At 64.4% G+C, this 17,864-nt stretch carries 13 protein-coding genes; 5 read left to right on the top strand and 8 right to left on the bottom strand.

What is annotated here, in order from left to right:
• Positions 1-97 precede the first annotated feature (97 nt).
• The gene (locus ACOZHM_RS09225; RefSeq protein WP_421568945.1) at positions 98-1,978 is read right to left on the bottom strand and encodes a metallophosphoesterase family protein; all 1,881 of its coding nucleotides are present in this window, start codon (positions 1,976-1,978) and stop codon (positions 98-100) included.
• 247 nt (positions 1,979-2,225) lie between these two features.
• Here ACOZHM_RS09225 and ACOZHM_RS09220 point away from each other — a divergent pair, with 247 nt between their 5' ends.
• Positions 2,226-3,353 carry a metallophosphoesterase gene (locus ACOZHM_RS09220; RefSeq protein ID WP_421568944.1) on the top strand — a complete coding sequence of 376 codons (1,128 nt, stop codon included), beginning with the start codon at positions 2,226-2,228 and terminating at the stop codon, positions 3,351-3,353.
• A gap of 31 nt (positions 3,354-3,384) precedes the next feature.
• On the opposite strand, the gene ACOZHM_RS09215 is transcribed toward ACOZHM_RS09220, so the two are convergent.
• The 3 genes from ACOZHM_RS09215 to ACOZHM_RS09205 all read right to left on the bottom strand — a co-directional run bounded on the left by ACOZHM_RS09215 (position 3,385) and on the right by ACOZHM_RS09205 (position 7,656).
• Positions 3,385-5,358: an oleate hydratase gene (locus tag ACOZHM_RS09215; RefSeq protein WP_421568943.1), complete on the bottom strand. Its 1,974-nt coding sequence runs from the start codon at positions 5,356-5,358 to the stop codon at positions 3,385-3,387.
• Between the two features lie 100 nt (positions 5,359-5,458).
• On the bottom strand, positions 5,459-6,580 hold the full coding sequence (locus ACOZHM_RS09210) for a fatty acid desaturase family protein (protein ID WP_421568942.1): 1,122 nt from the start codon (positions 6,578-6,580) through the stop codon (positions 5,459-5,461).
• A 2-nt stretch (positions 6,581-6,582) separates the two neighbouring features.
• Positions 6,583-7,656, bottom strand: coding sequence for a ferredoxin reductase (locus ACOZHM_RS09205; RefSeq protein ID WP_421568941.1), 1,074 nt, complete (start codon positions 7,654-7,656; stop codon positions 6,583-6,585).
• A 93-nt stretch (positions 7,657-7,749) separates the two neighbouring features.
• On the opposite strand from ACOZHM_RS09205, the gene fabR reads away from it, so the two are divergent.
• Entirely contained in the window at positions 7,750-8,415 is a 666-nt protein-coding gene (fabR, locus tag ACOZHM_RS09200) for an HTH-type transcriptional repressor FabR (RefSeq protein WP_421568940.1), read from the top strand.
• 66 nt (positions 8,416-8,481) lie between these two features.
• Here fabR and ACOZHM_RS09195 read toward each other — a convergent pair whose 3' ends face one another.
• The 4 genes from ACOZHM_RS09195 to ACOZHM_RS09180 form a co-directional block, all read right to left on the bottom strand.
• A complete protein-coding gene (locus tag ACOZHM_RS09195) occupies positions 8,482-8,841 on the bottom strand; it encodes a glycine zipper 2TM domain-containing protein (RefSeq protein WP_421568939.1) in 360 nt (119 codons plus the stop codon).
• A 136-nt stretch (positions 8,842-8,977) separates the two neighbouring features.
• Positions 8,978-9,946 (bottom strand): DUF1684 domain-containing protein, encoded by a 969-nt coding sequence (locus ACOZHM_RS09190; RefSeq protein ID WP_421568938.1) that lies wholly within the window; start codon positions 9,944-9,946, stop codon positions 8,978-8,980.
• A gap of 5 nt (positions 9,947-9,951) precedes the next feature.
• Positions 9,952-12,984 carry a TonB-dependent receptor plug domain-containing protein gene (locus ACOZHM_RS09185; RefSeq protein WP_421568937.1) on the bottom strand — a complete coding sequence of 1,011 codons (3,033 nt, stop codon included), beginning with the start codon at positions 12,982-12,984 and terminating at the stop codon, positions 9,952-9,954.
• On the bottom strand, positions 12,965-14,152 hold the full coding sequence (locus tag ACOZHM_RS09180) for an OsmC family protein (protein ID WP_421568936.1): 1,188 nt from the start codon (positions 14,150-14,152) through the stop codon (positions 12,965-12,967). Before ACOZHM_RS09180 ends, ACOZHM_RS09185 begins: the two co-directional genes overlap by 20 nt.
• A 171-nt stretch (positions 14,153-14,323) precedes the next feature.
• Here ACOZHM_RS09180 and ACOZHM_RS09175 point away from each other — a divergent pair, with 171 nt between their 5' ends.
• The 3 genes from ACOZHM_RS09175 (at position 14,324) to ACOZHM_RS09165 (ending at position 17,822) form a co-directional block, all read left to right on the top strand.
• Positions 14,324-14,728 carry a barstar family protein gene (locus ACOZHM_RS09175; protein WP_421568935.1) on the top strand — a complete coding sequence of 135 codons (405 nt, stop codon included), beginning with the start codon at positions 14,324-14,326 and terminating at the stop codon, positions 14,726-14,728.
• Between the two features lie 567 nt (positions 14,729-15,295).
• Positions 15,296-16,063, top strand: coding sequence for a M15 family metallopeptidase (locus ACOZHM_RS09170; protein WP_421568934.1), 768 nt, complete (start codon positions 15,296-15,298; stop codon positions 16,061-16,063).
• A gap of 67 nt (positions 16,064-16,130) precedes the next feature.
• Entirely contained in the window at positions 16,131-17,822 is a 1,692-nt protein-coding gene (locus ACOZHM_RS09165) for a YadA-like family protein (RefSeq protein ID WP_421568933.1), read from the top strand.
• Positions 17,823-17,864: the final 42 nt, after the last annotated feature.

Raw genomic sequence — 17,864 nt, 5'->3', positions numbered from 1 at the left:
CCTCCGGGGCAATGTGCGCAGGGTAAGCCGCGCCTGGGGCGGATGCTATTACATCCGCCCCCCGGGCCCGTCGGAGCCCGTCTCCCGACATCCGCGGCTATGGCGTGCGGTCGAGGGCCACGTTCACCTTGCGAATCCGCATGCTGGATATTTTTCCATCGATGTTTCCATTCCGGTTGTAGGCCTTGTACGACCCATCCGGCTCGTTCCAGTCATCCGTATTGAAGGTCCAGACAAGGTTCTGCGTAAAGTCGTTGAGCGCGACAATGCAGCTGTATCCCTGGTTGGTCTGCTGCTTCCAGTTTCCGAACAGACACACCTCCGTGCCGCGGCGCGCGTTGCGGATCAGCGCGGACTTGGCCTCGTCGTTCGCGCAACCGGAACTGCCGCCCATATCGAACGCGACGTCCTGGGTGAGCGACTTGGTGCAAAGCGCTTTCTCGGTGCCGCCATTGCCTTCGAACAGCGTGACGGTTCCCCTGGAGAAGTCGATACCGTTACTGACCGCAACGCTGGAAATCTTTCCATCCAACGTACCTTCGCCGTAACGCTGGATCTTCCAGTTGGCCTCCTCCCACTTACGTTCGAATGAGCCGACCATGACCGGCGTGGTGATGTCCTCCTTTACCTCGATCACCGCAAATGCCTGGTCAGGCTTCTGGTCCCAGTTGCCAAACAACTCGATCCGGGTTCCCTTCTTTGCCTTGAGTATCCGCAGCGATTTCGCCTCGTCGTTCGGACAGCCATAGGTGCTCCCCATGTTGAAACGCGGATAGCCTGCCAGTGGGACCTCGCACTGGAAGTCCTGTGTTGCATTGTTCCCCTCATAGAGCACCATCGCCGCGTCCGAAAAGTTCGGCGCAGGGACGCTCACCCCATTCTTCAATGGAATCTCTTCAATGAGCCGCTTCCGTATGTACCCCTGCGCGGGTTCGACGGCGTAGATCCGTACCTTCTGCCCGTGGACCAACTCGACGATGAGATAGCTCTGATTCAACAGCGCACCACTCTGGTACACCGGCACCGAACCGAAGTGCGCGTCATGTTTCGCCTTGCCAAGCTCGTCGTGAACATGCCCGGCAAATACCGCTTGGACGCCGTAGGACTCGATCAGGCGTTTGAACGTGGCCGTATCACCCGCCGGCCACCCGTTGCGACGATGCATGTTGAGGAAAATGATGTGATTTCTCGATCGCGCGTCGCGCAACGCACCTTCAAGCCAGCGGAGCGACGAAGTGACCTCGAACTTAACCTTTTCATTGATCGGAAAACCGCCGCTTTCGAAGTGCGTCTGATACATGGGCGAGTCATGCAGTTCGATGAAGGTCACCCCATAGACATCGACCGAGTACCCGTAGCTGCCTCGATGTCCCGGCTTGGCGTAGTGATAGTCCCAGTTTCTGGGGCCGATTTCCTTTGTCCACTGCAGCACGTCGCAGACGCTGTCGCGCGCGCAGCCGTTGTTGGTGCAGTCGTTCACGTTGTTGCTGTAGTCATGGTTGCCCAACCCCGGGAAGAACAGGGGGCCATTGGATGCGTCTTTCGGCCCTGCCAGCTTCAGGAACAGGCTTTGCATGGTTTGTCGCTGCCATCCGTGACCGAAATCGGTCAGGTCGCCGTTGATGATGACCGGCGTGTACGGATTGCTTGACGTCTTTACGGAATCCCTGAACTTGCCGATATCGGAGAGAACTGCAGTCAGCGCGGCAGCGGCCTTCGCGGAGTTCTGATCGGTTTCCGTTCCGTCGGCATTGCGCGTCCGGGGATACTGGGGATCGGATGCCACCACCACCCAGTGCGGACTCTTACTGTTCCAACCGGAGCTGATGTAGCTCTTGTACGGCCGGGTACTGGTCACCTCGCACCCGGGCATGATGTTGGTCGCTGTAGTGGGTGACGGCTGCGCATCTTCCGCCGCGTGGCACCAGCCCACTGCAAGAAAGGCGACTACGCACCACCGTCTGCATGCACTGTTCATTGGGAGCTCCCTCAACGTGGAACCCGCGCATGCGTGTTGGCCGCCAGGCATCACTGCCTGGCCGCACGCCCGGTATTGCCCCCGATTTCGCCGAGACAGTGCGCCCGGCATTGTTCAGGCCAAGTGAACCTGGGCGCCACATCCGGCCTGGTGGACTGACCAATGGGGCATGCCCGCCGGTGCTGCCGACGGTTAGGATCGACGGGGCGGCCCATGACCGTCTGCCCCGTTCTACTGGAAGTTTCCGATGCCGCTTCGCCTTCGTTCTGCCGCCGCTCGCCTGCTCTTGGCGGGATTCGTTCTTGTTCCATTGCTGGCCGCGGCCCGCGAGGTGCCCGCCCCCGCCGAGCATGTAGACGCCGATGGCCCCTACGTGTTCATGACCCGCAAGGGCCACCAGGCGCAGTGGATCTGCAACGGCCATGTGGTTGAACGCGACCTGCCCGCACGCGGCGACACCACCGTGGTGCTGCCCGAATGCGGCTACCCGCATCCGCTGACCGTGGCCGCGCCGCAGCAACCGACCGCCGCACGCTACCCGGCCACGCCGCGCATCGTGGCGGTGTCGGACATCCACGGCCAGTACGCGCTGCTGGTCAAGCTGCTGCGTGCACATCAGGTGATCGACAGCGATGACCAGTGGTCACTGGGCTCCGCCACGCTGGTGGTGGCCGGCGATGTGTTCGACCGTGGCCCACAGGTGACCGAGGCGTTCTGGCTGCTCTACAGCCTGCAGCAGCAGGCCGCCGCGGCCGGTGGTGCGGTGCACTTCGTGCTCGGCAACCACGAGACCATGGTGCTGTACGACGACCTGCGTTACGTCAACCCGAAATACCTCAAGAGCGCGGAGCTGCTCGGCCGCAGCTATCCGGCGTTGTACGGCGCCGATTCGGTGATCGGCCAGTGGCTGCGCACACGCCCGGTGATGCTGCAGATCGGCGACTCGCTGTTCCTGCATGGCGGCGTCGCGCCAGAGAACCTGGACCTGGTGCGCAACCTGGAGGCCACCAATACGCTGTACCAGGCCTCGGTCGGCCTGCCCAAAGACCAGGTGAAGGCCGCACCGGATACCGCCCGCCTGTTCGACGGCAAGACCAGCCCGATCTGGTTCCGTGGCTACTTCGACGGGCAGATGGATACCGACCAGGTCGATAGCGTGCTCAAGCAACTGGACCTCAAGCGCATCGTGGTCGGCCACACCTCCATGCCCCACGTGAGCAGCTTCCACGGCGACCGCATCATCGCCATCGACAGCAGCATCAAGAACGGCGAAAACGGCGAACTGCTGTTCATCGAAGACGGCCAGGTAAGTCGCGGCTTGCTGGATGGCTCACGCGTGCCGCTGGCCGAGGGAAAGATGGGCCTGGAGGACTGACCGGCCCTCGCGGACCGGTCAGTCGAGCGCGCTATCTGCCGCGCTTGGCCAGGTTCTCACGCAGGGCTTCGAGCCGGCCCTGCAGGTCCTTCAACGCGCTGCTGCCCTTGCCCACCAGCCATGACGCTTCATCTTCCAGCACCGCGCCCAGATGCCGCTCGTTGTCGGGCAACGGCGGCAGGATGTGCGCGAAGTAGGTCTTGTCCAGTACCCGGTGCAGCAGGCGCTCGCCCGGGAACGGTTCACCGTTGTTGAGTGCACGGGCCGCACGGATCAGGTTGCGCACGTCGTACTGCACCGGGCTCAGGTCGGGCACCTGCTTGGCCAGGTCCAGAAGCGTGTACACCGCCACCCGCGCGGTGCGCACCGAACTTTCCATGGTGAACACCACATCGTTGCGGGTTTCCACGAACTGGCCCAGCAGGCCCAGGTTGGTGCATCCCGTCGGCACCACATGTGGGCGGTCGCCCGCCGCGCGCGGCATGAACTGCGCGGTGATGTACGGCATCAACGCGGTGCGCACCTTGGTGTTGGCCGCGATCGCATCGAGCTGGTCGACGATGCCCAGGTGGTAGCAGAGCTCGGCGAGGATCTCGCGCCCGGTACAGGCCGGCATCGGCTTGGCCACGTGGTTGCCGTTCTGGTCCATCAGCAGCGCGTAGACCCAGACCACCAGCACATCCCCAGGCTGGCCGATGAAGTGCGGCTGGCGGTTGACGGTAAAGCTCAACACCCAGTTGGAGTCGGTGAAGGTGATGACGCCACCGGTGGCCGTCTTCCCCGAATACGGATCGTTGACCGACAGTTCCCGGATCTTGTCGGTCAGCGGCGACGGGCGGCAGGTCAGCGTGGCCGACTCCCACATCGAGCCGTCAACATTGCTGTAGAACTTCTCCGGCTTGCCGAAGACCGGCGACTGCGCGGCCAGGTTGCGCCACAGCGTCCAGTCGCTGTCCTCGCCCGGGGTGCTGGGCCCGCGCTGCAGCACCGGCGCCGTGTCGAGATCGCCGTAGGCGGTGCCTTCGGTGATGGAGCCGGTCAGTGCGAACACCAGGTCACCCTCGGCGACCGGCAGCAGCCTGTCCTTGCCACCCACCCGACAGCGCAGCCCGGTGACGGTGCGCGATTCACCATCGACGCGCATCTCCATGTCGACCACACGCGTTCCGAAGGTGACCTGCACGCCCTGCCCGCGCAGCATGTTCACCAGTGGCTTGACGAAGCTCTCGTACTGGTTGTACTTGGGAAACACCAGCGCGGACATGTCGTTGAAACCATCCAGCGCGTCCAGGAAGCGATGCATGTACAGCTTCATCTCCAACAGGCTCTGCCAGTTCTCGAAGGCGAACATCGAACGCCAGAAGAACCAGAAGTTGCTCTGCAGGAAGCCCTTGCTGAAGTACTCCTCGATGGTCACATCATCCAGGTCTTCCTTGCGCTTGAGCAGCAGCTTGACCAGCTCCCACTGCTGCGGCCTGCTCAGGCCGAAGCTGGAGAAGTCCTTGATCTTTCCCTGCTGGTGCATCAGCCGGGCCTTGGAGTAGTTCGGGTCGGCGTCGTTCACCGCCCGGTACTCGTCGAGCACGCTGTAGCCCTCGGGCAGTTCCAGCGCCGGCACGTCCTGGAACATGTCCCAGAAGTTGTCGTAGTTCCAGTTCATCTCGCGGCCGCCGCGGATCAGGTAACCCTGCTCCGGGTTGCCGGCACCGTCGAGCGAGCCGCCTTCAATGTCCAGGCTGTCGATCAGGGTGATATTGGCGGCCGGCATGCCACCGTCGCGGATCAGGTAGAAGGCGGCGGCCAACCCGGCGATGCCGGTGCCGATGATCCACGCCTTGCGCGTGGCGATGCCTTCGGGGGCCAGAGGGCGGTTGCGCATGTAGGCGCCCATGGTATCGGGCGGTGGCAGCGTATTCAGCGGCTGGTTGGACCAGTAGCCGGCCGTGGCATCGGGCTCTTTCTCGATGACGGGTACGCGCCGCGCGCCGTTCTTCTCGACAGCCATATCAACACTCCTTCGTGGGGATGGGACCTACGCTGCTTCAGCATGGTACCCACCCCACCCGTGAAGGCGGTTGATCGTCGTCAATGCGGGCGGCGAGCCGTTACGCGCCCTGCTCGGCGGTCACCAGCGGCTTCACCCGCGCCGGGCGGCTCGGGAAGGCGTGGCGCACGATCCGCCACATCACCTGGCCGAACTGCTTCGGCAGCGAGCCGTTGTTGTAGTGCTGGCCGTAGCGCGCGCAGATGTCCTTCACGTCCACAGCGATCGCCGCGTAGCGGTTGGCCGGCACGTCGGGGAAGAAATGGTGTTCGATCTGGTGGCTCAGGTTGCCGGTCATCAGGTTCATCACCTTGCCGCCGGCAATGTTCGACGAACCGCGCAGCTGGCGCAGGTACCAGTGGCCACGCGTCTCATCGCGCACGCAGTCCTTCGGGAAGGTTTCCGCATCGGCGGTGAAGTGGCCGCAGAAGATCACCACGTAGGTCCACACGTTGCGGATCAGGTTGGCCACCATGTTGCCCAGCAGCACCGGCAGGAAGAACGGGCCGGCCAGCGCCGGGAACAGCAGGTAGTCCTTGAACACCTGCGTACCCATCTTGCGCCCCACCGGGCGCGCCTGCGCCAGCAGCTGCCGGAGCGTGATCTTGCCCGCGAACAGACGGCCTACACGCAGGTCCTGGATGGCGATGCCCCATTCGAACAACAACGCGAACACCACCGCCACCACCGGCTGCATCAGGTAGAACGGGCGCCAGCGCTGCTCGGGGAAGATCCGCAGCAGGCCATAGCCGATATCGTCGTCCAGCCCGCGCACGTTGGTGTAGGTGTGATGGCGGAAGTTGTGGGTCTTGCGCCAGTTGTCGGCGGTGCCGGCGATGTCCCACTCGTAGGTGCTGCCCTGCAGTTGGGGGTCGCCCATCCAGTCGTACTGGCCATGGATGACGTTGTGCGCCAGCTCCATGTTCTCCAGGATCTTGGACAGCGCCAGCAGCACCACGCCGGCGATCCACGCCGGAATCAGCACGCTGTGCACGAATGCGCCCAGGAACAGCAGTGCGCGGCCGGCCACGCCGGTCCAGCGCACGCCCGCGACCACACGGCGGATGTAGCGCGCGTCGGCCGCACCCAGCGTTTCCAGGTGGCGCGCACGCAGCGCGTCGAGCTCATTGCCGAACGATTCCAGTTCGGCGGCGGACAACACGCGGTTCTGCACAGAAGACATGCTCAGAGCTCCAGGATCAGGTCGGTGCTGGCGCTGTTCACGCACAGCTTCACTTGCGTGGCCGGTTCGGCGGCGTATTCGCCGGTCAACGTGTGGCGGGTCACGCCACTGGCCTTGCCACATACGCAGGTATTGCAGATGCCCATGCGGCAGCCGCTGGCCGGGCGCAGGCCTTCGGCTTCCAGTGCCTGCAGCAGCGAGGTGCCGCGCGGCAGTTCCAGAGTGCGGCCGCTGCGGCGCAGTTCTACCCGCACCGTGCCGGTCTCCGCATCCGGCAGCACCGGCGGGGTGAAGGCTTCGGACTGCAGCAGTGCCACCTGGCCGTGCAGACGCGCCTGCGCAGCTTCGACGAAGCCGCCCGGGCCGCAGGCCAACACGTGCGCGGTGGACAGGTCGCCCAGCGCGCTGAAGTCATAGCTGCCCACGCGTGCAGCCGGTGCGGCCGGATCGCGGGTCAGCGCCAGGTGCACGCGGAATCCGGGATGACGTGCGGCAATCTCGGCCAGTTCCTCCGCAAAGCACACCGCGTCGCGCTGCTGCGCCCAGTACACCAGGTCGACCTGCACCGGCATGCCGGCGCTCTCCATCTGGCGCACCAGCGCGCGCATCGGGGTAATGCCGCTGCCGGCGGCCAGCAGCAGCACGCGCGCGGCAGGCGTCGCCGGCAGAGTCATCTCACCGAAGGCCTGGCCCAGCTCGAACACCTCACCCACTTGGGCGTGTTGCGCCAGGTGCTGGCTGACCTTGCCGCCGGCCACCGTCTTGACGGTGATGGCCAGGCAGCCGTCATCCAGCAGCGTCGGGCTGTAGCTGCGCGACAGGCGGCGCCCATCGACCTCCACCCCCAGGTTCACATGCTGGCCCGGCGCCACGCCCCGGAAATGCCGGTTCGGGCGGAGCACCAGGGTCACCGCGTCCGCACTGGCGGCGTGGCGGGACACCAGCCGCGCACGGGCGCGGCGCAGGGTCCACAGCGGGTGCACCCGGCCGGCCCAGAAGTCGAATAGCTCCTCGGACACCCACTGGCGGGGCGCGAGGGACGAACGGCGGGCGGCGGGACGAGGGAGTGCGCTCATGCCGCCACTATACGGCCGAGCATACATGTGTGTATACACTTGTATATTGCCCAGACCGGCTATGATTCAGGGACTTGACTGTCTGGCCTCTGGATGACCCCGCCCGATTCGCACCTGACCGTCCCCGACGACGCCCTGCCGGCCCGCAAAGCCTCGATTTCACGCGAGGATCTGCTGGCTGCTGCCCTGACCCTGATCGGCCCGCACCGCAGCGTGTCGACCCTGAGCCTGCGCGAGGTCGCCCGCGAAGCCGGCATCGCCCCGAACTCGTTCTATCGCCAGTTCCGCGACATGGACGAACTGACCGTGGCCCTGATCGACCTGGCCGGCCGTTCGCTGCGCACCATCATCGGCGAATCACGGCAGCGCGCCGCATCGTCGGACCGCAGCGTCATTCGCCTCTCGGTGGAAACGTTTTTTGAGCAGCTACGCGCTGACGACCGCCTGCTGCACGTGCTGCTGCGTGAAGGCAGCGCCGGCTCGGACGCGTTCAAGCAGGCCGTAGAGCGCGAACTGAACTACTTCGAAGAAGAGCTCTGCGTCGACCTGATCCGCCTGGCCCATGCAGACAACGGCGCCGTGCTGCATGAGCCGCACCTGGTGGCCAAGGCGATCACGCGGCTGGTGTTCGCCATGGGTGGCACCGCACTGGATCAGCCGCCCGAGCGCGACCCGGAGATGATCGAACAGACCGCGCAGATGCTGCGGATGATCATTACCGGCGCACGGACGATTGCGGGATATCCGCCGACGCGTTGAAAGCAGAAAGGGCCGGCCCATGGCCAGCCCTTTCGTATTGCTTACCGCATACTCAACTAAATCGCATCAGCGGCGATAGCACTGGCGTTCGACCACGCGGTCGCCGTTTTTGCTCTGCGAGTTGCCCTGGATATGCCGACCGGCTGCGCCGCCGGCTACCGCGCCCGCCACGGTGGCGACCTTCTTGCCGTTGCCGCCGCCGACCTGGTTACCCAGCAGGCCGCCGACAATGGCGCCGGTTGCGGTACCGGCGATGCGGTTCGGGTCCTTGCTGTTGCGCTGTACCTCAACGTTCTTGCAGACCACCTTGGTGCCGTCATTGAAACGGCGCCCTTCGTCCTTCGGCCCGTAGGTCTGGGCGCTGGCGCTGAACGCCGATGCCATCAGGGCGGCCGCGCACAGCAGATTTCGGGTGGAACGATTCATGGTGGGCTCCTCGCTTCATGACGTGCCGCCAGTGTCTGCGCCCAGCATGGAAACTCCCGTGAAATGGCGTCGACGTCACGTCAACGCCTTATTGCCTGTTCAGTCGGCAGCCATGGGAGCGGATCCGGTACGTCGATCAGTGGTTGGCCCCGGCATATTTCTTCTCGCCGGCAAGCACCGCCAATCGCGTGCGCTGACCATTGGCGTCCTGCAGGGCCAGGCGGTTCTCCGGCGGCGGCAGCGGGCAGGTGGCGAATTCCGTGTATGCACAAGGCGGGTTGTGGGCGCGGTTGAAGTCCACCACTACCGTTCCGTCTGCCGCGACCGGATCTGTGCGCAGGTAGCGCCCCACCCCGTAGGTGAGCCGACCCGTGGTCTGGTCCTGGAACATGAGGTTCAAGCCTTTGGCCGGGTCACCCAGCGCCTCCAGCCTCCACTCGTGCCCTTCCTTTTCGAACACCACATAGCCGGGATTGGGGTTGTCGGCGACCTCACCGAGCACGTTGACGATGGGGAGCGTCCTGCCGGCCGGGTGCGGAACGAAGCGCGCCTGCACGCGCCAGCGTTCATCGGCCGGGAAGAAGCTCAGACCCGCGAAGTCGCGGCGCGCCGGCGCATCCGCGTGGCGCACCCGCAGGGCAAGGCGCTGACCGCGTTTGATCGCGGTGATCTGGCCCTTGCCCTCGTCATAGCCCAGCTTTGTTCCCGCCCCCGCCCCTTCCGGATCCAGGCGCACTTCGCCCTGTACCGGCTTGCCGTCAACGGTGACCGGAACGCCTGCGGCGACCTGGAAGTAAACGCCATCGGCGCGCTGCTCCACCTCACCCAATCGTTCCGGCGCTATGGACAGGCGGATGGCGTTGTCCGCGCCGCCGCCCACGCTGCCCTTGCCTGCTTCGATCCAGTGCAACCCGATCAGGCTGGTCCAGCCATCCGGTTTGCTCAGGTCCGCGCTACGTTGACTCACCCACTGCGTGTGTTCGTCCTGGAAATCCAGCGCTGCGGACGCGGCCGCGGACGGTATGACCGGGGCCCTGTCCTGCGGACCGCAAGCGGCCAGAAACAGCGTGACCGCGAACAGCGAAACGAATGCGTGCGTCTTCATGGTGCTCACCAGTTCTTGGAAATGCCGAGGTGGAGGTAGCGTCCGTAGGATTCGTGCAGCGCGCTCAGGTAGTTGCCGCTGGCGTTGAGCGGCGGCGCTTTGTCGAACAGGTTGCGCGCCCCCACTTCCACTGCGGTTCCACTGAGCCGCCCCCGGTTGAATTCCTTCTTCACCGACAACGCCCAGCGCTGCGTGGACCCCACCACGAAGGGCCTGCGGTCGGAATAAGCGCCTGCCGTCACGCTGCCGATGTAGTCATCGCGCAGGCGCACCGTCCAGTCCCGCAGGTTCCAGATCAACGTGGCACTGGCCCGCCATTCCGGCTTCGCGCCGTTGATGCCCACCTCGTTGGCCGCCCCAAGGTCGGGGGCGATGATGTTCAACTGCCCGCTGGCGATGGCCGCAGCCACCTGCTGCACCTCGGCAGGCTTCTGCTGCGTGTATTCCTTGAGCTGGCTGGCACTGACCAGGAGCGAGACGTTGCCCCACGTCGTGTCCGGCAGGCGCCAACCGAGGTTGTAGTCCACGCCCGAGGCCGTGAGCGGCCGGCGGTTCTGGTAGCGGTTGTAGATATGCGTCACCACACCCGCCGGTGCCAGGCCGGACCCTTCAAACTGCGCGATGTCCTCCGCCGTCACCGCTGCCCGCACCACGTTGGGGTTGCTGCTGCCTTCCGCCACGCGCAGGTAGGCGTCGTACAGCAGCTCCTCGCCCAGGGTGCTGATGGGGTTTTCCACTTTCACCCGCCATGCATCCACGCTCAGGCTGATCGCCCCCAGCCGCTCGGGCAGGAACTGCGGCTCGAACACCACGCCCCACGACGACTGCCGGGTGGTTTCCGGTTTGACGTCGTCGCCGTACGAGGTCACGGCACTCACCGACGGCTTCACCGACGAACCGCTGCTGAAGGCATTCAAGCAGGCGCTGTAATCGGGCTGCGCCCCCTTGCTGACCAAGGCATGGCAGCGAACCGCATCGTTGTTGAAGCCGAACCCATAGGTCGGCGGTGAGTTCACCAGCTCCAGCCCCGGTGCACGGAAGCCGCCGCTCACCGAGCCGCGCAGCAGCAGGCTGTCCACCACCTTCCAGGCCGCCGCCAGTTTCGGCTTGCCCACCTTGCCGGCATCGCTGTAATCCTCCCAGCGCCCCGCAATCTGCAGGTCCAGCGACTGCACCAGCGGAATGCCCTGTGCCGGAGACACCAGTGGCACGGCGAATTCGATCAACGCCGATGTGACGTTGCGGCTGCCGTGCACATCGGGCCGCGGGCTGTGGGTAAAGAAGTTGCTGGCCGCGACCGTGCCGGTATACCAGTCGGTATAGGGGGTGCTGCCATCAATGTTCTCGTCGCGATCATCGGTGCGGCTTTCATAGCGATACTCCACCCCCGCCGCCATGCCGATGTCGCCGGCATACCAGGTCAGCAGGTCGGAGCGGTTCACCTTGAAGTCCCACAGCGCCAGTTCGGTCGTGCCTTCGCGGGTCGCCTCGCCGATGAACGACGACGTGTCGTAGGGCGTGGCATCCCCGACCCGGATGCTGGCCGGGTCGCCGCCGCTGAACGGGTTGTAGGCGCTGGCGTCGGTGCGGTTCACCGCTTCGATGAAGGCATCGGTCAGTCCGCCCTGCTGCGTGTCGGTGCTGCGTGCGCGCGAGTACAGCAGCGCGGTTTCCCAGTTCCAGCCCCCTTCGGTCCAGCCGCGCACACCCAGCAGCACCCGCGACTGGTCGTTGTCCACCTTCACCCGGCGGATTCCCGAGTCTGCGAACTGGTAATTGAGCAGCCGGATCGCATCGGCACCGCGCAGTGCCTGCGGTACCCAATAGGCATCCGGACGGATATGCAGCAGGAAGCCGTCGCCGCCGAAGCCCGACTCGCTGCTCACCCAGGATTCGGAGGTGGCACGGTAGTAACCCAGCTCGCCGAACAGCTGCAGGTTGTCGTTGACGTCGAAGCGGCCAGTGGCAAACAGGTTGCCCTTGCGGATCGACGGGGACGAGGTGATGCCCGGCTCGGCCGCCGAATCGTAGTGATAGCGCGTGGGCACCGTGCCGGAGGTCAACGCACCCGTGGTGGGATTGACGTACCAGCTGCCCGTGCGGCGGCTGCCGGTATAGGTATCGAAATGGCCCCACGGTGTTCTGGTGCTGAACCCGGAGGTCCCGTTCGGGTCCGGCACGCTGGTGCCGTCGCCCAGCGGACGGCGGCCGTCGGTGGCGGTGAACCAGGCATCGGAATTGAGCTGCGCCGTCCGCCTGGAGAACCCATAGAGCACCGAGAGGTTGCCACGCCCCTCGCTGAAGTCGCTGCCGAAGTACCCATCCAGCGATAGCTCTTCGCGGTGGCCATCGGCCACCTTGCCGTAGTTCAGGCGCACGCCGCCGCCATCTGCGAGGTTGCTCGGCATGACGAGATCGACCACGCCCGCGACCGCATCGGAACCGTAGATGGAGGCCGCGCCGTCCAGCAGCAGGTTGACGCGCTCCAGGCCGAAGACCGGGATGGCGTTGGCGTTGTAGGTCGTGTCATCGCCGCTGTTGCTGATCGGGTGCTGCACGGTGCGGCGGCCATTGACCAGCAGCAGCGTGTACTTCGAGCCCAGGTTGCGCAGGTTGATGGAGCCGACGTCACCGCGCGCGACGTTGGAATTCCGGCCTGCATTGGTGGTGCCCTTCTCGGTCACGGCCACATCACCGAACTGCGGCAGGCTGCGGAACAGCTCGTTGCCGTTGGTGGCCAGGGTGGCATCGATCTGCTCCCGATCCACCGCCACCACCGGCAGTGCGGCCTGCGCCCCGCCACCGGCGATCTGCGAGCCGAGCACCGAGACCTTGTCCAGCGTGCGTGCGTTGGAACCGGACGTCTGCGACGCCGTCGCAGCGGCCTCCTCCGCAGTCTCGACAGGCTCGGCGGCCTCCGCAGCCTCCCCGGCCGGCGCAAGCAGCGTGCACAGGGCAAGCGCCAGATGACTGCGGCGCCATGCCAGGCCTTGCCGGGCGTGGCGTGCAGGTGTGCGCTCAGCGTGCAGCTTCAGCATATGCGCCTCGCACGATGCTGCCTTCAAGCTTCTGCTCGTCCTTGACCAGGTTGTAGAGCGGGCACGTCGCCTCCACCGACTGACGCAGCGCATCGATCTCCTGTTCCGAGGCCGGCGATTCGATCCTCACCTTGTAACGGATGTCGCTGTACCGCGCCGGCGAGTGCACGTTGCTGCCGAAGCGCGGACCCACCTGACCATCGACGGTCAGCTCCAGCGAATCCAGCAGCACGTTGCGCGACGCCGCCTGCACCTCGAAGATGTGGGTCAGGCAGGTTCCGGTCACGCCGAGCAGGTGTTCCTCCACCGTTGGCGCCAGGCCATAGCCCAGCAGCTCCGGCGCGCTGTCGTGCAGCTGCTGGTGGTAGCCATCCTTGCCCAGGAACACGCGACGCAGGCCGGTGCGCGGCTCGACGTGGGCGCGGGCGACCAGGGTTTCCGGCTCGGCGGGCTTGTCCTTGCCGACGCCCGGCTTCACCTGCCGGGCGAGCACCGCCGGGCGCTTCTCCTCGGTGATGAAGTCGCGCAGGCCCGGCGGCAGCTTCGGGTCGCGCACCGTGGCGCTGTGGACGTACTCCACGTCGGCATGGCTGACCTGCTGTGGCCGGGTGACCAGATCAATCGCCGAGGAATTCTCGTGCACGGCGCGCTTGAGCGCCTGCAGCTGCGCGTCGGTGGCGGGCGAATCGATATAGGCCACATACGAAAGATTGTTCGGGTACGCCAGGCTCTCGCTCTTGCGTTCGGGAATGCTGGTGAACACCACATCCAGGCCATCCAGCGGCACGTTCTGCACCGCCGCCCGCACGATGTATTCGTCGGCCACGGCGCTGGCCAGCGTGCCCACCAGCGAATCCCACGAGCCTGCACCGAGGTTGTAGCCGGCGTAGTTTCGGCCGCTGTCGCTGATGTATTGGAATTCGCCGGTCGGCCCGATGCGAAGGCGCCGCACGCCGGAGCGGCTTTCGGCGGTGACCTTCGCGTGGATCTCGGTGGACGTAGCGGTCTTCGCCGACTGCGCCTGGATGGCCTCGCGCTTGGCGGCCAGGTAGGTGCGCAGCGGCGAGGGCTGATCCTCAGCCGAGGAAACCAGCGGGGCCAGCAGGAGCATGGCGGACAATGCGGTGGTGCCGATTACCTTGAACGGCGACGTGCTTGCGATGGACATGGGAGAACGGCCTCCGGAGTGGTTCGTGAATAGAAGCCCACTCTTTCATGTCGCATCGCCGCATTTAAATAACCGTTGGCAATTCCCATATACATGCCCCACGCCGCCGCGATTCGACAGGGGGGTGCCACTGATAAAGTCGTGCTGACCAGGCATAGAGGACAGGACTGAATGACCACCACCGATCCACTGGTACTGGTACTGCAAGGCAGCGCAGTAAGTGACATCCCCAGTTTCTATGCCGAAATCAACCGGGTCTTCATGGCCGACGAGGATTGGCAGCTCGGGCATAGCCTGGATGCGCTGGATGACATGTTGTACGGCGGCTATGGCGTATTGGCGGGGCACGAAAGCGCGACGGTGATCTGGCAGGACATCGAGCAGACCCGCAGCGCTCTCGGCGAGGAAACTACCCGCGCATGGCTGAAGGCCAAGCTGGACGGAAACGACAGGTTCAACAGCCCCGTCATCGACGCCCAGTTGCAGGCGCTGGACGCTGGAAATGGCCAGATTTACTTCCAGATCGTCATGGATATCTTCTCGGCCCATCCCCGCATCACCGTGTTGCAGAGGTGACTCGGTTACACTGCATGCACACACCCGGATCAGCTCCCCTCCTCACACGCGTTACGTGAGTGACGGGCCCCGGGTTTTTTTCGTCTGCGCCTCCGGTTTTCTCGCATCACGCGCTGTTTGCCATCGTTTCTTGCGCCGCTCCCGTCCGGGCTGCCTCAACTACAATGGACTACCCGGCCTTCCCGGCCTGCCCTGCCCGATGGACCCCGCGTGACCCAGAAGCCCGCCGAACACACCCCGCTGATGAAGCAACACGGGCGTATGTTCTGCATCTGCATGTTTCTATAGGGTATTTTCTGGGACTGCGCCCGCCGAGGGTCAGCATTGCTACACCACCGCTACAACCTCGTCCGCGCTCTGGAGTGATCGTGCTTGGTTGACTTCCCCCGCTTGCATGCTATCGATTTAACTGAGCCTGGGTTTTACTCCTTCCCTGACTCACCAAGCCCTCGGCGACAGGCCTCCTCCCCCGGTTTGCCGGGGGCTTTCATATCCAAGCCCCCTCTTGCGCTTTCCTTAAAATCGAATACCCCTGAAAGCATCCATTGATCTTTCTGGGAGGAAAGCATGCAACCCCGTATCCAATATCTTTCCGTGCTGACGACCATCGTTTCTGTGGCGCTGGCCGGATGTTCAACCGTCAATTCCCCCCCCTCTAATCCGTCACCGCGCCCTCTGGGTTGGACAATCCCCAAAGCTCACGGCCCCGTTTACCGCTTCTTTCATCCCAAGCAAGAACGAGTCTGGAAGGGGGTCTCGCCTGCCTTGCGTGAAAAAGTGGAAGCCGTCTTGGCGCAGTTGGCGGCAGAGGGGTTTGATATTCGCGTGGTGGAAGGCTATCGGAGTCCGGAGCGACAAGCCGCTCTGCTGGCCTCGGCAAGTGGGGTGACGAGCGTGGGATCCTGGGGATCCTGTCATAACTACGGGCTGGCCCTGGACGCCGGGGTGTTCATCAACGGAGCGCCAAGCTGGGACTTGGACGATCCCCACGTGCTGGCGGGTTACATGCGGTTCGGTGAGCTGTCAGAAATGGTTGGCCTGAACTGGGGCGGGCGGTGGACCAGCCCCAAGGACTACCCACACGTGGAACTCAAGTCCGAATGCGGTCAGGCCAAGCTGGCTTATCGCCAAGGCCGCAAGCTCCCCCTTTTCGCAGCACCGCTAGAGCCAGCTACTTATTTGCTTGCACGCGCCTTGCCACCAAGTTGGTGCCCTCGTGGGTCGGGTTGGGCATGCGCGGCTTGGGGAACCGCAAAGCCCTTGGCTTGGCAATGGGAAACACCGCCCCGAGCATGTTTGGCGACCTTACCTAACAAGTTGAAAAAGATCACCTGATCGCCTTGCGCAAATGAAATCCCCTGCTATGGATTTAAGTATCAATCCATAACTCGGGAGGGTTCGAATGTTTCCGCATCGACTAGCTGTTTTAACTGCATTGATCGGCGCAGCTTTGTTTGTTGCGCCGGCTTACGCCCAAACCGCCACCGGCACAGGTGCCACCTCATCAGGTCCTAACTCAACGGCCACGGGTGAATACGCCCAGGCATCTGGACACAACTCTACTGCTACAGGAGCCTACGCGATTGCTACGGGCACCGGAGCCATCGCGAACGGGATTCAGGCCAATGCGTCCGGTGACAACGCGCAGGCGTCTGGCACCAATGCTCAGGCATCGGGCCAGAACTCGATGGCCATTGGCCAAGCCGCGAATGCGGCGGCAGCGAGGACTGTTGCCATCGGCACTTTGAGCTTTGCTGGTGGCGAAGATGCGGTAGCCGTTGGACAACAAGCGGTCGCGACCGGTGTTAAGTCGGTAGCTCAAGGGGTGCAGGCGCAAGCCAGTGGGGATCTTTCCATGTCCTTTGGCTACTTCAGCCGTTCGCGGGGCAATGCATCGATTGCTCAAGGCACCTTGGCAGAGGCAAACGCTGACCATGCCGTCGCGATAGGCACTTCTGCCGTTGCCGATGCATTTCAGTCGCTTGCGTTAGGCGTTGGGGCTGAGGCCCGAGCGCAGGATTGCGTCGCTTTGGGTTCTCATAGCCGCTGTTGGGCCAGCGATGAAGTCAGCGTGGGCTCCACTTATGAGGACGGGGGCCAGAGCACCCGCCGGATCACCAACGTTCGGGCCGGAACGACCGACACCGACGTGGCGAACCTCGGGCAGGTTCGTCAGGCTGCCCAAGCGCTTGGTGGCGGTGCCACATTCGTTAACGGGAACTTTGTAGCTCCGATCTACCAGTTCCGAAGCGGGGCAACGCATCAGACCGTTGGAGCGGCGTTGGACGATCTCGATGGGCGAGTCACTGCTGTTGAACAAACTCCGGGCAGCGGCTCTGGCATTCCTGGGCCACGCGGCGCAGACGGTTTGAGCGCTTACGAGGTCGCGTTGACCAACGGCTTCCAAGGCAACGAAAGCGATTGGCTGGCGAGCCTGAAGGGCGAGTCCGGCGCGCAGGGGCCGGCCGGCAACGATGGCCTCGACGGAACCGCGGGCACTGGTTCCGGCTCGGTGGCCAAGGCAGGCCAAAACGTTGAGGTCACCACCAACGCGGACGGAAGCCAAACCGTAGCAGTCAGCGACAACGTGCAACTGTCGGACGCCGGGTCGGTGAGCGTCGGCGCGACGACGGTCAACGCCCAAGGCGTGATGGTTCAAGGCGGTCCCTCGGTCACCACGGCGGGGGTGGATGCCGGCAACCAGCGCGTGACATCTGTAGCCAACGGCCGTATCGAGCGCGGATCGACGGATGCCGTCAATGGCGGACAGCTCTACGACGTGCAGCAGGCTTGGGATGACCGCTGGACCGACACCGACCGCCGTGTGCGGCACCAGGATCGCCGGATCAATGGACTGGGAGCCCAGCTTGGTGCTTTGGGCCAGATGGCAACTGCTGCTGCGGCGAATGGCGGAACGGCTGTGGGCCAAGTCAACCTCAACGCAGGCGTCGGATTCTCGGGCGGCGAGGCGGCGGTGAGCATCGGCTGGGGAGCCCGTATCTCGGATCGCACCAGCGTTTCGGCCGGCCTGTCCTTTGGTTCTGGGAACAAGCCTGTGGCCGGGTTCGGGCTGAGCATCAACCTGGGGCGCTGAACGATTGCGTGGTGAGAAAAGGAGGTGATCGCATCTCGGCAA

This window comes from Stenotrophomonas sp. PD6 (assembly GCF_049199305.1).
Classification (GTDB): domain Bacteria; phylum Pseudomonadota; class Gammaproteobacteria; order Xanthomonadales; family Xanthomonadaceae; genus Stenotrophomonas.
The sequence above is the reverse complement of the archived record's forward strand: the minus strand, read 5'-3'. Positions and strand labels throughout refer to the sequence as shown.

What these genes read in the sequence shown, in the direction of transcription:
- ACOZHM_RS09210 (WP_421568942.1), bottom strand. Translation starts at nt 6,580, where the DNA reads ATGTCTTCTGTGCAGAACCGCGTGTTGTCCGCCGCCGAACTGGAATCG.
- ACOZHM_RS09185 (WP_421568937.1), bottom strand. Translation starts at nt 12,984, where the DNA reads ATGCTGAAGCTGCACGCTGAGCGCACACCTGCACGCCACGCCCGGCAA.
- ACOZHM_RS09215 (WP_421568943.1), bottom strand. Translation starts at nt 5,358, where the DNA reads ATGGCTGTCGAGAAGAACGGCGCGCGGCGCGTACCCGTCATCGAGAAA.
- ACOZHM_RS09180 (WP_421568936.1), bottom strand. Translation starts at nt 14,152, where the DNA reads ATGTCCATCGCAAGCACGTCGCCGTTCAAGGTAATCGGCACCACCGCA.
- ACOZHM_RS09190 (WP_421568938.1), bottom strand. Translation starts at nt 9,946, where the DNA reads ATGAAGACGCACGCATTCGTTTCGCTGTTCGCGGTCACGCTGTTTCTG.
- fabR (WP_421568940.1), top strand. Translation starts at nt 7,750, where the DNA reads ATGACCCCGCCCGATTCGCACCTGACCGTCCCCGACGACGCCCTGCCG.
- ACOZHM_RS09170 (WP_421568934.1), top strand. Translation starts at nt 15,296, where the DNA reads ATGCAACCCCGTATCCAATATCTTTCCGTGCTGACGACCATCGTTTCT.
- ACOZHM_RS09165 (WP_421568933.1), top strand. Translation starts at nt 16,131, where the DNA reads ATGTTTCCGCATCGACTAGCTGTTTTAACTGCATTGATCGGCGCAGCT.
- ACOZHM_RS09195 (WP_421568939.1), bottom strand. Translation starts at nt 8,841, where the DNA reads ATGAATCGTTCCACCCGAAATCTGCTGTGCGCGGCCGCCCTGATGGCA.
- ACOZHM_RS09220 (WP_421568944.1), top strand. Translation starts at nt 2,226, where the DNA reads ATGCCGCTTCGCCTTCGTTCTGCCGCCGCTCGCCTGCTCTTGGCGGGA.
- ACOZHM_RS09225 (WP_421568945.1), bottom strand. Translation starts at nt 1,978, where the DNA reads ATGAACAGTGCATGCAGACGGTGGTGCGTAGTCGCCTTTCTTGCAGTG.
- ACOZHM_RS09205 (WP_421568941.1), bottom strand. Translation starts at nt 7,656, where the DNA reads ATGAGCGCACTCCCTCGTCCCGCCGCCCGCCGTTCGTCCCTCGCGCCC.
- ACOZHM_RS09175 (WP_421568935.1), top strand. Translation starts at nt 14,324, where the DNA reads ATGACCACCACCGATCCACTGGTACTGGTACTGCAAGGCAGCGCAGTA.